This window comes from Nostoc sp. (assembly GCF_036917455.1).
Lineage (GTDB): Bacteria > Cyanobacteriota > Cyanobacteriia > Cyanobacteriales > Nostocaceae > Nostoc.
The window spans coordinates 114,070-127,039 of record NZ_JBALDK010000200.1 but is presented as its reverse complement, the minus strand read 5'-3'; the positions used below and the strand labels follow the sequence as shown (position 1 = coordinate 127,039).

Annotated in this window: 13 protein-coding genes, 1 tRNA gene and 1 pseudogene; 9 read left to right on the top strand and 6 right to left on the bottom strand. The window is 39.5% G+C overall.

Translation table 11 applies throughout. The annotated features are described in order from the left end of the window. The first annotated feature begins 143 nt into the window (after positions 1 to 143). The 6 genes from pstB to V7K42_RS21150 all read left to right on the top strand — a co-directional run bounded on the left by pstB (position 144) and on the right by V7K42_RS21150 (position 6,329). Positions 144 to 923 carry a phosphate ABC transporter ATP-binding protein PstB gene (pstB, locus tag V7K42_RS21175; protein WP_334919306.1) on the top strand — a complete coding sequence of 260 codons (780 nt, stop codon included), beginning with the start codon at positions 144 to 146 and terminating at the stop codon, positions 921 to 923. A gap of 434 nt (positions 924 to 1,357) precedes the next feature. Beyond that, positions 1,358 to 2,137: a phosphate ABC transporter ATP-binding protein gene (locus V7K42_RS21170; protein ID WP_334919305.1), complete on the top strand. Its 780-nt coding sequence runs from the start codon at positions 1,358 to 1,360 to the stop codon at positions 2,135 to 2,137. A gap of 117 nt (positions 2,138 to 2,254) precedes the next feature. Then, positions 2,255 to 3,547, top strand: coding sequence for an IS1/IS1595 family N-terminal zinc-binding domain-containing protein (locus V7K42_RS21165; RefSeq protein WP_442938611.1), 1,293 nt, complete (start codon positions 2,255 to 2,257; stop codon positions 3,545 to 3,547). 82 nt (positions 3,548 to 3,629) lie between these two features. Beyond that, positions 3,630 to 4,334 (top strand): SDR family oxidoreductase, encoded by a 705-nt coding sequence (locus V7K42_RS21160; protein WP_334919303.1) that lies wholly within the window; start codon positions 3,630 to 3,632, stop codon positions 4,332 to 4,334. A gap of 106 nt (positions 4,335 to 4,440) precedes the next feature. Further along, on the top strand, positions 4,441 to 5,517 hold the full coding sequence (gene hppD, locus V7K42_RS21155; RefSeq protein ID WP_334919302.1) for a 4-hydroxyphenylpyruvate dioxygenase: 1,077 nt from the start codon (positions 4,441 to 4,443) through the stop codon (positions 5,515 to 5,517). 119 nt (positions 5,518 to 5,636) lie between these two features. Further along, complete coding sequence (locus V7K42_RS21150) at positions 5,637 to 6,329, top strand: HAD family hydrolase (RefSeq protein ID WP_334919301.1); 693 nt, start codon at positions 5,637 to 5,639, stop codon at positions 6,327 to 6,329. A gap of 160 nt (positions 6,330 to 6,489) precedes the next feature. Here the strand turns inward: V7K42_RS21150 and V7K42_RS21145 are convergent, their stop codons facing one another. Continuing rightward, entirely contained in the window at positions 6,490 to 7,116 is a 627-nt protein-coding gene (locus V7K42_RS21145) for a CPP1-like family protein (RefSeq protein WP_334919300.1), read from the bottom strand. Between the two features lie 646 nt (positions 7,117 to 7,762). Here V7K42_RS21145 and V7K42_RS21140 point away from each other — a divergent pair. Continuing rightward, positions 7,763 to 8,482, top strand: a complete 720-nt coding sequence (locus tag V7K42_RS21140; protein ID WP_094329363.1) for a response regulator transcription factor — start codon at positions 7,763 to 7,765, stop codon at positions 8,480 to 8,482. Between the two features lie 757 nt (positions 8,483 to 9,239). On the opposite strand, the pseudogene V7K42_RS21135 reads toward V7K42_RS21140, so the two are convergent. Then, positions 9,240 to 9,431, bottom strand: a pseudogene (locus tag V7K42_RS21135) (DUF2811 domain-containing protein); the annotation flags it as partial. On the opposite strand from V7K42_RS21135, the gene V7K42_RS21130 reads away from it, so the two are divergent. Then, positions 9,430 to 9,579 carry a hypothetical protein gene (locus V7K42_RS21130; protein ID WP_334919299.1) on the top strand — a complete coding sequence of 50 codons (150 nt, stop codon included), beginning with the start codon at positions 9,430 to 9,432 and terminating at the stop codon, positions 9,577 to 9,579. The pseudogene V7K42_RS21135 and the gene V7K42_RS21130 overlap by 2 nt on opposite strands. A gap of 466 nt (positions 9,580 to 10,045) precedes the next feature. Continuing rightward, the gene (locus V7K42_RS21125) at positions 10,046 to 10,399 is read left to right on the top strand and encodes a hypothetical protein (protein WP_334919298.1); all 354 of its coding nucleotides are present in this window, start codon (positions 10,046 to 10,048) and stop codon (positions 10,397 to 10,399) included. A 37-nt stretch (positions 10,400 to 10,436) separates the two neighbouring features. On the opposite strand, the gene V7K42_RS21120 is transcribed toward V7K42_RS21125, so the two are convergent. The 4 genes from V7K42_RS21120 to ispE all read right to left on the bottom strand — a co-directional run bounded on the left by V7K42_RS21120 (position 10,437) and on the right by ispE (position 12,952). Continuing rightward, positions 10,437 to 10,508 (bottom strand) — tRNA-Gly (locus V7K42_RS21120). Positions 10,509 to 10,684: 176 nt separating this feature from the next. Continuing rightward, positions 10,685 to 11,287, bottom strand: coding sequence for a sporulation/spore germination protein (locus V7K42_RS21115; RefSeq protein WP_334919297.1), 603 nt, complete (start codon positions 11,285 to 11,287; stop codon positions 10,685 to 10,687). A gap of 290 nt (positions 11,288 to 11,577) precedes the next feature. Then, positions 11,578 to 11,907 (bottom strand): DUF3082 domain-containing protein, encoded by a 330-nt coding sequence (locus V7K42_RS21110; protein ID WP_334919296.1) that lies wholly within the window; start codon positions 11,905 to 11,907, stop codon positions 11,578 to 11,580. Positions 11,908 to 11,977: 70 nt separating this feature from the next. Further along, on the bottom strand, positions 11,978 to 12,952 hold the full coding sequence (gene ispE / locus V7K42_RS21105; RefSeq protein WP_334919295.1) for a 4-(cytidine 5'-diphospho)-2-C-methyl-D-erythritol kinase: 975 nt from the start codon (positions 12,950 to 12,952) through the stop codon (positions 11,978 to 11,980). Between the last annotated feature and the right edge of the window lie 18 nt (positions 12,953 to 12,970).

Sequence of the window (12,970 nt, the reverse complement as noted above, 5' to 3'; positions counted from 1 at the left end):
TATCTCCTAATTTGAAACTACTAAGTATCATGTTTGTTAAAATATCAAATATGATATTTAGTCTTAAATTATATAATATTCATTCTGGGTCCTGACTACTAAATTCTATTTTGATAAATTTTCCTTTTGTACATTGAGCAAATATGAGTAATCTAATTCCAGCTATTAAAGTTAAAAATATCAGCTTTTACTATGGTACAACCAAAGCAATTGAAAAGGTGTCAATAGATATTTATCAGAATCAAGTAACCGCAATTATTGGCCCTAGTGGTTGTGGCAAATCTACCTTCATCAAAATTCTTAATCGCATTAGCGAATTAGAAGGTCCCGTGAAAGTTGAAGGAGATGTAGAATTTTTTGGTCAAAATATTTATGCTCCTCGTGTCAACATCAATCGATTACGCCGCCAAATTGGTATGGTGTTTCAAAAACCGAATCCTTTCCCAATAAGCATTTACGAGAACGTTGCCTACGGAATGAGAATCGTAGGTAGATATTCCAAATTTGAATTAGATGAAATTGTTGAATCTGCACTTCACAGTGCTGCTCTTTGGGATGAAGTGAAAGATAAGCTCGATAAATCAGCTTTAGGGCTTTCTGGTGGTCAGCAACAAAGATTATGTATTGCCCGTGCTTTAGCAGTCAAGCCGAAGGTTCTCCTGATGGATGAGCCTTGCTCTGCTCTTGACCCCATCGCCACCATGAAAGTTGAGGAACTACTCCACAGTTTACAGTCTGAGTTGACGATCGCGATCGTTACTCACAATATGCAGCAAGCCGCTCGTGTTTCTGATTTTACGGCTTTCTTTAGCACCGATGAAAGTCGGATTGGTCAAATGGTTGAATTTGGCGCTACAGAGCAAATCTTTAACAACCCATTAGACCCTCGAACCCAAGACTACATTTCAGGGCGTTTTGGTTAAGGTACATTCTAAGATGACTGATTGATTTTTGTCTAACTCTTTGGTGCTAAAGGATACTCATAAAGTGTAGTTTAAAAAAGCTAGTGATTTATCTTTATAAAAAAACTAACTCCTCACTATCCATGAAGGGTATATAATTTTGATATTTTGACTTTTACATAATTATTTTAAATCGAACTAGCCCAAATCATTTTTAAGAAAAAAGGATGGTATGTATGTCAAGGTGCGAAAGATAGGTATAAAAAGCACATAAAAGATATATTTTGGAACACAACCTTTGATATGAATATCTACTAACAGTTTATCTGCTGTACAACTACTATATAGCTACGTAATTTCCATGAATATCTCCCTTTGGGAGTAACATAGTGAAACAGCATTGCTAAATTGTACTGTTTTACCGGATCGAGTTTTGTTTCACACGTTTTGGGAATATGAGTAAACTAATTCCAGCCATCAGAGTCAAAAACTTCAGCTTCTCTTACGACACTCAAAAGATAGTTGAAAGCGTGTCAATGGATATTTATCAAAACCAGATCACGGCAATTATTGGTTCTAGTGGTTGTGGCAAGTCTACTTTTATTAAATCGTTAAATCGGATGAGTGAATTAGAAGGAGAGGTGAAAGTTGAAGGAAGAGTAGAATTTTTTGGACAGAGCATTTATGAGCGTCGTGTGAACATCAATCGTTTACGTCGCCAAATTAGTATGGTTTTTCCCAAGCCAAATCTTTTTCCTATGAGCGTTTATGATAATGTTGCTTATGGGGTGAAGTTAGTTGGATGGCATCCGAAAGTAGAATTAGATGGAATTGTTGAATCTGCCATCAAAGCTGCCGAACTTTGGGATGAAGTTAAAAATAAGCTGCACAAGTCTGCTTTAGAACTTTCTGGTGGTCAACAACAAAGATTATGTATTGCTCGTGCTTTAGCAGTTAAACCGAACGTTCTGTTGATGGATGAACCTTGTTCAGGTCTCGATCCTGCTGGTAGCATGAAAATTGAACATTTGATTCATAATTTGCGCTCTGAGTTAACAATTGTGATTGTTACTCACAATATGCAGCAAGTTACTCGCTTATCTGATTTTACGGCTTTCTTTTGCAGTAATGAAAATCGGATTACTCAAATGGTTGAATTTGGTACTACAAATAAGATATTTACTAACCCCGTGGATTCTCGCACTCGCGACTATGTTTTTGCCCGCGTCAGTTGAAGCTTTTCTTAAAATCTAACTATTCAGATGTTAAGGCGATGCGGACTGAGATTGACAGTCTCTTTTTATACGATATACTTAAGGATAAGGATCTGCCTAGACCTCCTGAATCATAAGATGAAATGTCCTCTGTGTGAATCTACTTCATATTATAGAAATGGTCGTAGCAATGACCAACAGAATTACCTATGCAAAAATTGTGGCAAACAATTCCTTGAGTCTGCGTTACCTTGTTCCTTGGAAATAGACTTGCTTGCTAACAGCAATGAATATACTAAAGTATCTATGAGTGATGCGGCAGAACTTTCTTTAGGAAAAAACTTGCCAGAAGAAAAAGTCACAGAGAAAGGTCTCAGCTCTTTTAATTTTATATTAGCTGAAGAACTGCTGCAAACTATATTATCGCCTGATTCCTTAGAATCTGCTGTGTTCAGCCAATTGCTCTTAAAGATTCAGCAAGAAAATGAAATTAGACATAAGTTAGAAACAGGAATCTCTCTTCTACTTTTGGATGCAGAAAACTTAAAATTAGATATTAATTCAGAATTATTTTTAGCCAGGATTTGTGAATTTCCTCTTCAAGTTAAAATTGCATTTGCTAACTGGAAAAATCCCAGTATTGGCAAGCAAGATATTGAACTATATAGCCGTGGCTATCAACTTGTCCATGTGCCTGAAGGTAAAAATAGTGCTGATGCAAAAATGATTGCATTCGGTGCTAGTGTCTTACGCTGTTATCCAACAGTTAAAGAAATATTAGTCTGTTCTAGCGATGGAATTTTAATTCACCTCTGTAACGAACTCCAAAACCAGGGATTGATTGTCTATTGGGTACGTAGACAAGGGCAAAATTTGCATATAGAAAATCGAAATACTGGTAAACTAACTGATTATTCCTTAGCAATGACAACAGAAGTTCCATCCTTTGAAAAAGTAAAAATGGCTGAGAAAATTCAATATTTAATAAAAAATGAACAGGAATCAATCAATGCTAAATTAGACAGTTTGGTGGATGTTGCAACTTCATTTCAAGAAAAATGCAATATTAGTATTCAAGATAATTCCAATCAACTAGAAGAAGAGAAATTTATCACTGTCTTAGATAACTCTTTTATAGAATCTAGTCAAGAAGTAAAAAAGGAAACTTTTACACAAGTTTCTAATGGAAAAACGTTAGATAACTTACTATTAAAAATTATTCAAGACCTACAAGCCAAGTCTCCTAAAACTAAATTATCTGTGTCCCAATTAGGTACAGAGATACGGAAAATCACCGGAGAATCAGCCAATTCAATTATTCAAGAATTAAACTTAGGTTATAGTTTTCTTAAATATCTAAAATCGTCTCCCACGTTTACATTAAAAGCGAGTGGCAAGGAATACGAGGTAACAGCACTATTGCGCGAGTAGATGCTTTTTGGATGTTTACGTACAACTTGAGCCTGTAATTCAGTATTATGTAACAAAGATGTGAAGAAATATAAATATTGCAATGCAGGATAAAGTTGTCGTTATTGTCGGTGCTACTGGTGGTATTGGTTCAGCTTTAACATATAAACTTGCGCCTACCGGAGTCCGGTTGGTATTGGCTGCAAGAGATGCAACTCGTTTAACAACACTGGCTACTGATTTACCAGGAGAAGTTTTAACCGTTCCCACCGATATTACTGACCCTCAACAAGTAGATATTTTGATAGAAAAAACCATGGCAACATTTGGTCAAATCGATATTTTGGTGAATGCAGCCGGTGTCGGTATACTGAAGCCTTATAACAGTCTTGAACCTGCTGATTTAGATAAGATGCTAGATGTCAATTTAAAAGGCAGTTTTTATACCACCCAGGCGGCTGCTGAAGAGATGCAAAAGCGCAAGTCTGGTCACATCTGTAATGTGGTAGGAGTTCTGGGCAAGCATTCGATGGGGATGGCAGCAGCTTATTCTGCTTCTAAGTTTGGTGTTGTCGGTTTTAGCAAGTGCATGGCAGAAGAACTCAAGCGTTTTGGTATCAAGTTCACGCTATTCTACTTTGGTGGGGTAGATTCTCCTTTCTGGGATAATGTCAGCCTAAAAGTAGACCGAAAAAAAATGCTCAGTCCTGAAACTGCTGCCAATGCGATTTTCTTTGCCCTTTCTGCCGAACCGCAAGCTGTGCCAATGGAAATTAACATTCAACCTGATAGTCATTTGTTCTTTTAAAGGGGGAGTGCGTCTACATAGTTCTTGCTTAGGAAGGACGTGAAAATCTAGCAAAAAAGGCAAAATTTACAGATATATAAACTGTTATGCTGGATTTTCAATATCTATGAAAATTGATCGCGTTCATTTCTATGTAGAAGATGCCAAAATGTGGCGGGATTGGTTTGTACACCATCTTGGTTTTCAATCAGTAGCCGATCGCAGCAGTTCGTTTCACACTTGTACAGAAGTGGTAAAAAGTGGTACTGTCTGCTTTTTTCTATCTTCACCACTGTTGCCTACAAGTCCAGTAGCGGAGTTTTTGCGTAACTATCCCCCTGGTGTGGCAGATGTCGCTTTTGCTGTGGAAGATGTGGAAACTGCGATCGCACTTGCTCAAAAACACGGTGCGACAATCCTCCAACCCATTCAGGAACGCCAGGTAGGTACGGCGTTCATCAGATATGGCAAAATTGCCGCTTGGGGTGGATTGACTCATACGTTGATAGAAAGTTCATTTGCAGGTAATCATCCGTCATTGGTTTTTGACAAAGGACAAATGACAAATGACAACACTATTACTGCCATAGATCACATAGTACTAAACGTGGCAGTTGGGGAATTGGATCGTGCTGTCGCTTGGTACGAAAATATTTTAGATTTTCAACCCCAGCAAGCATTTAAAATCAAAACCAATCGTTCTGCTTTACACAGTCAGGTGATGGTTTCACATAACGGCAGCGTCCAATTGCCAATTAATGAACCAGCTTCCAAAAATTCTCAAATTCAGGAATTTTTAGATGTCAATCGCGGTCCAGGAATTCAACATATTGCCTTACGGACAACTAATCTTGTGAGTGCGATCGCTAAATTTCGTGCCAGTGGTTTATCTTTATTATCTGTTCCTCAAACCTATTACACTCAACTCAAACAGCGTCCAGGATTGCCTTTATCACTTTTAGAAATTGAGGCGATCGCTCAACAAGAAATTCTCGTAGACTGGCAAGAATATACTTCTTTAGAGGGAGGAAATACTGCACCATTATTATTACAGATTTTTACCCAGCCAATATTTGAACAGCCGACATTTTTCTTTGAATTTATTGAGCGTCGTTCCCAAGCTAAAGGTTTTGGCGAAGGTAACTTTCGCGCCTTATTTGAAGCTATTGAAAGCGAACAAATCAAACGCGGTACTTTGCAATGATGCCTGATTACAAAATATCAATTGAAAGTCAGTCAGACTCCAAAAAAGTTGACTTTATAGACCTCGAAAAATAGCCATATATCTGAGATAATTTTAATAAAAATTAACATTTTCCGCCGATGCTAAGACTGATTACTGACTTCGACGGCCCAATTATTGATGTTTCCGAACGGTATTACCGTGTTTATCAATTCTGCTTAGAGAAAACTCGTCGCCCAAACCAAGTAGTGCAAGAACTTCCAAAAGCGGAATTTTGGCAGTTAAAGCGATCGCGCGTCCCCGAAAAACAAATCGCCTTAAATTCAGGGTTAGATGAAACCCAAGCCCAAGAATTCGCCCAGTTGCGGCGGCAAACTGTGCATACAGAAGCTTATTTCAACTACGACACTCTCGCGCCTGGTGCTGTGGATGCACTGTTAAAAATTCAACAAGCTGGAATTGATTTAGCAGTTATGACCATGCGCCGAGTTCGAGAACTAGATTATGCTTTTAAAAAACACGATTTAGGGAGATTTTTCCCAGAAAATCGTTGTTATTGCCTGAGTAATGACTACGTTAAAACTCGTGATATTGAAGATAAGCCTTTGTTAATGGCTAGGGCATTACAAGAACTACCCCCAGCTACTGATACTTGGATGGTGGGAGATACCGAAGCCGATATCACCGCAGCGAAAAATTATGATGTTAAAGTAATGGCTGTAGAATGTGGTATCCGCGATCGCACCCAATTGGAACTCTACCACCCTGACTTAATCGTTAAGGATTTCAGCACTGCTGTAGATTTAGTCTTAAAACCTAAACGCCTTGTCTAAAAAGGCTTTGTAGCTGCAATAGACAGATTGAATTAACCAGTATTCAGCTTGCAAATTAAAGTAGGAGTCAGAATGGGTATTCTGACTCCTGAAACTCTTATTTGAGAAGAACACACACAAGCCATGTATTCTTTATAGAAACTTGCTTACAGTTGGCGGTTTACCGTAGAAAGCTACTAACCAACCACAACAATATAAACGTCACTACAGTAGAAAACTGATTCGTTCCTAGAGTGATGAATGATATTTGTGGTAAGAGCCAGCTTGCAACTAGTCCCCCAGCGATTAAGCCTATGATTAAACCAATCAGGGTGAACAAGACTGCTCGGCCAAATTTGCCTTCCTTGCGATTGAGAAAGTAAATACTGGTGCCTACCCCAACCACCAATGCTAATTGCAAAACCTGCTCGCCTCCCTCTGGGTAAAACACACTGAGAGAACTCAAACCAAGAAACCAAGCTCCTGGTAAAAGTATATCCGCAGGTGTTGGCTGATCTAGTATCCGTTGCAGCCATGCAGGTGACTGCTCACGAGGAGTTGGACTCTCTGTAGGAGGTGATTGCACTCGCAACTCTGGAAACCGGATACGTTCAGGGACTTTAATTTTACCTTCCTGGCGCATCCGTAAGCGATCCATTAAAATCGCATCGTAAGCCGCTTCAATTACTTCTAAATGCTTGGCATCGCCACCATATTGCTCGAATAGGCGATTACGAGCATCTTGAATTTCATCGAAGCTAGCCTCTTCTGATACCCCAAGTTTTTCGTAGGGATTTTGATCGCTCATGGGAGTTTGTTACTTCAGCCTCAGTCAGCGGCAGTCTTTTGTCGAATAAAAAAACAGCTTTAGGTTTTTTTGGTCGAAACTAAAGTCCCAACCTACTTTGTGCCCTACCAGGATAGTAGCACGTGTTAGTTTGATTTACTTTGTAATTTCAACTATAGTCACTTTAACATATCGCTATAACTCCGTGTATACCCTCATGTCGTTGTCTAATTCTGGCTCTAATCTAGAATTTGAACGGAGAGTACCTAAAATGCATAGTTTTTATGAAGAAATCTACTTTACTGTTTCAAATTTGGCAACTTACAGTGCCTTAGTAGAGTTTTTTTAATTATACTGAATAATCGCTTGTGGTATATATCCGCATATCGATTTAAAATTGAAACGTTTTAAGTTGCCACCTAACTGGGATCAAGAAGGTGCTTTGGTGTCAAGAACTATTGCGGCTAAAGTCAGAGGGCTTATATACTGTGGCTAACATAAGTTTCACGTTCTCATCACCTACAATCTCGATCGCAGTATTTATTTTTAAACGATCGGGATTCTCATACTGTAGCCATGTAGATTCTTAGTTAGTCCCAAAGTGGCAACTGCGTTTTTACGCAACTCCTCTTGTTAATCTTACGAATTTTTGTGCAAAATAATGGTCATGGCTCCTGCCAAGATTCTTGTAGTTGACGACGACCCTGCGGTTCGGAATTTAATCCAACGCTTTTTGATTAAGCAGAACTATCAGGTGGAGGCTGCCGAAGATGGAAAGACAGCCTTAAATCTATTTGAGCAGTTTAACCCTGATTTGGTGATTCTAGATGTGAATTTACCAGATGTAACAGGGTTTAACCTCTGCCAAGAGATGCAAAGTCGTAATGGTGTTTTTGTTCTGATGTTGACTAGCCGTGCTGACGAAGCTGACAAAATACGTGGCTTTGCCAAAGGTGCTGACGACTATCTCACCAAGCCTTTTGGACTAGGAGAGCTAGAAGTCAGAGTCGGAGCTATTTTGAGACGTCAGAGAGTGATAACTACTGCCGAGCAGAAACGCTTGGTATTTGAAAAACTGATGATCGATCCGGTGCGACGGGAGGTAGCACTTAATAACCAAGCAGTACCTTTAACTGCTCTGGAATTTGACTTGTTGCATTTTTTAGCAAGTCATCCAGGTCGAGTTTGGCGGCGTGCAGAACTAATCCAAGAGGTATGGGACTATGAATATGTCGGCGACCAACGGGTTGTAGATGTACATATTGGTCAAATTCGCAAGAAGATTGAAATTGATGCTAGTCAGCCAGCATTAATTCAAACTGTACGTGGCGTAGGGTATAAGTTTGAATCTCCTGCTCACCCCCAACAGTTGGAAGCCAAGTCCTGAGTTTATAGTCTAGAGTTTTTTAACTCTTGACTGTTGACTCTTGGGGTAATGATTTCGTAAAAGACAAATTTAGACAATCGAACATAGGTAGATATTGCTCAAATACAGACCAGGCTGTTATTTGAGATATTTGTTTATCTGTTTAAAATAGTGGACAAGGAAGAGAGTCCACTGGAAAATATTTCTTTTGCTCTGACCGTTTTGGCAGATATCACGATGCTTAGGATGGAGTTTGTAAAGGCGCATAGCTTGTCAATTTAACCTAAAATCGGTGGTTAGAAACCGCATCAAAAGGAGACAAAACCTTCATTTGCAGGTTTCAAAATAAGGAGCTTAATCCCCTTGTTTTCTCTCAGCACAGCGACCTGGGCTTTGTTTGTATACCCACGAATGATTTTCATCTTGGCTCTAAATTGACACCAATGATAGCTATGCACCTCTAGAAACATGTTCATATCCAAAACAAAAGCGCTATGTAACAAGTTTTAACAGTCAGCAATTTTAAATCTTGCACTATTACCAATTAGCTTTAGCAACACGAGAAACTATTGGAACCTTTTTAATATCGGAATCTACCGATCTTTTTTGTTGTAATATTGCGCGGATATGCTTAATCGCTATTGGGTCAAATCCCATTGATGGGGCACGGGAAACCGTGCCCACATTCGGGTATGAGCCAAAATAACGCCCGTACCTACGGGGTGTCTAATAGATTAGCTGTTACGGGTGAATCGATGACAGGCGTTTCTACTGAGGAGTGGTGGAACAAAGTTTCCAGATAGACTCGGGCAGCACGGCGATCGCTATCTCCATTTTGGAGTAAAAACAATGATAGTGCCGCCGTCAATACCCTGTTCTCGTCCCAATCAGGATGGGTTTCTAAGTAGTTTTTTAAGGATTCGTGGAGTGTTTCGGGAATTTCTGTAAAGATGCTAACCGTTGATTTCATGAGATTTTCCTCCTATGAGGATAATCAAGAGGGACAAGTTGCTTGCGGTGAAGTGGCAATCAAGCTTCCTCACCACTCTTTTGTCAGTTCGACAATCTGCGCTTACATCTTAGGTAATATATTTTACACATTTGATGCCAACGGTTGAACGAACTACAAGAGCAAGCCGAATCATTGTGCGCCAAGAGGGGGTGGGTTTGTCAATGCTGCGAAATGTTAAAAACCATTGTATAAAAAATAAATCCGAACGAAATAATCAGCACTTGAGTCTATTTTTCGTTACTTTTATTTATAAAAACTCAGTCATTGAAGTTCCTTGCCACTGTTAATTAACAATCCCTAGCCAGAGGGTAAGAAGCCCATTAGTTCGTTGTCAGCCTGTGGAAAACTGCTAAAATCCCTGTGGAAAGTCTGTGGAATGAGTGAGAAAAATAGCAGCCAATGATAAGAATCACAAAAATGTCATGAAACCATGACATTTAAACTTATGAAATTATCTTCTTAATCTCGGCTATCATCGTAGCTGTCTTTGATACATCCCCAAGTCGGGATTTTTGTGTGGTATCGGCTTTACCCCGTTTTATGCCCCCATCTTTTTTGTCAGCTGATTTAGTGTGATAAACCTAGAGGATAAATCACGGGTGAAGGAATCATCGGGTTATCCCGTGCGTTTAGGACGGCTGGTATTCCTAGTATTTTTGTTTCTTTATGAGCAGAGAATTAATAATGGAATTCTACCGAAATATGCAAGAACGTCATCCCAACAAAGGGCAAGGGCTACGACAAGCAATGCTAACTACAATGCAAAAGAGCGATCGCCATCATCTGCAAAACTGCTGACTGGCAAACTAGCTTTAACCCTCCCAAAGAAGCTTGGTGGTGGTCATTGCAACTCGAACGCAAGTCAGATAAATTTTGGGATGGGTTTGATTGGTTTTGGAATGCTGTTTCTGTCTTTAATTTGTTAAAACTGACAAATAATTAGTTAATGTACCTAAGTTTTAAAGCGGGTGATGGGACTCGAACCCACGACGATCAACATGGGAAGATGACATTCTACCACTGAATTACACCCGCGAATTGCTGCCAGATTACTTAAATATAAAAGTAATCATACCACTATTTACAGCTGTTTTCAATTGGCTAGAATATACACTCTTTTGATAACTGCTGATGGATATCTTTATCTGATAGCTGTTCAGATTGAAAAATCTTTTTAGCTACCTAATGACAGCACTTACTATCATATTTAACTAAAGAACAATGTCCTTACCTGCCTCGGTGAAGCGAACCTCTTTTATATTCCATTGAGCATTACTAGTTAGGGTTTTGCGGAGACTGCCAAACAGAGCAAACTGTTCACAACTAGAAAGAGAAGCTAGTTGCCGTTTCGACTCAGGAGATATTCGCAAATCAACTGTAGCAATGCCATTTTTGATGTTGACACGATATCCAGACAAGCTAAAATCGCTTGTATCCCGTTTCTCTAAAATTTTACTTACTGCATTTTTCACAGGTTCTTCGGCTGGTATGGAAACCTTTTCGGGAATTAGTTCTTGGCACTGGGCATCACTTGTATATAGTGTGACACTAGTAGTTTTGCCAGTAACAGCTTTAGTTGATGAGGAAGGTGTCTCTTGTTTGGGAGATTCTGGATTAGGAGATTTTTCTCTCAACTGAGCTACGCTAGGAATCTGGCTGGGAGTTTGAGAAGAGACGCTATTCGTTGGTGTTGTCGTAGGGGATGGCGTTCCGCTTTCAATATTACGAGCCGTGGGGTCAGAACTACAACTGCTGAGGCTGACAAAGATTGTCGCAAAAATAAGAGGTAAAAAATATTTTTTAGGTGTGTTCATAATTTTGCTCATACATAAATGATGTTGTTGCTATCAACTTCAGTGTCGTTGGGATGAATTCCGTATAAAATTGTGAACCTTCGGCCAGTCTATAAAGTGTCAACCCGAAATCTGTTAAAGTCAAAGATTACACTATGGACCCAAATTAAAAAATCTCCTTTTCAAAGAGCGATATCTGACAACAAACCACTTTTAAAAAGCTTGACTATAAGAATGACAAGTGCAGCAAAGGAAATATTGACGTTAAAATATTCTAGACTTTAGTTGTTAATTTCTATTAACCCTAATTGCTAATTTTCACTACTTTTTTGTTTGGTCAACTCCTGGACTAATAATTGCACTCCCAAAGCCAACAAACCAATTGCTACTATACCAAATATCCCACTTCCTAAAGCAACTACACCAACAACCAAAGTCCGAACAGCAGAAGAAATCTTAATTACTAATGGATTAATTGAATGAACAGGTTTAGTAGCAAAATTTGTAGCGATCGCAATCATCAGCGAATACATTGCATATCCCATTCCTCCAGAAATTACTGCTCCAGTAAAACAGCGTAAGGGACTCGCTGTTGCCTGTGTTTTAGTTTCTGTCTGTGGTGTTAAATTTTGGTCACTCATACTATTTTAGATTGGGCGATTTGAAATATTTTTGTCTATTACCTTCGCTTCATTAGCGAAAAATAATTATTTAAATAGACAATGACACTTTAATACCATGTGCGATTGTCCGAGTTACAAACAATTCCAAATCTTCATCAAGAATTGCTTCCCTTACTTGCCGCAAAACTAGTTCTGCTTGCTGTTGAGACTCAAACAGAGCAAATACTGTTGGCCCAGAACCAGACATCATTGTTCCTAAAACGCCTTCTTGATTTGCAAACACTTCTCGTAACTGCAAGACTTGGGGATAGGCTGGTAATACCACGCGCTCTAAATCATTGTGCAATTTTTGGGCAATTTCTCTCGGATCTTTGTCCAGAATAGCTTTAACTATTGCTCCTGAATGAACTGCGTTAGCACGCGCTGCCAAGTTATCACTATCTCTAATATAAGAATGACCAAATTGCTGCCGATAGGTTTTGTATGCCCAAGGTGTGGAAACTTCCAGACTGCGGTATTTCCCCAATACTACATATATAGTATCCAAACTCGGCAGGGGAGAAAGTTGTTCACCCCTACCTGTTGCGATCGCAGTTCCACCCGCTACACAAAAGGGGACATCTGAACCAAGTGTGCCTCCCAACTCCTCTAATTCTGACTGAGTTAATCCCAACTTCCATAGTAAATCTATCCCTACCAGCACAGCTGCTGCATTGGTCGAACCCCCAGCCAACCCAGCCGCTACAGGAATCTGCTTATTGATGGTAATCTCCACACCCCCATATTTAGCAAAGGCTTCGGGAAATTGCTTCACCATTAATTCTGCTGCCCGGTATGCCAGATTACTTTTATCTGTCGGTACTTGTGGGTGGTTGCAGTGAACGCGAATGCTGTCAGTGGTGATAGAACGCACATCAATTTGGTCTGCAAGTCCAATACTTTGAAGTATCATGGCTAACTCGTGATAGCCATCGGGGCGTTGGCTTAGCCCGCCGTCGGCATCGCCAATGATTTCCAAATACAAGTTGATTTTAGCAGGGGCAATTAGACTGTAGGAACGCATTTTATAAGAATGGGGAAT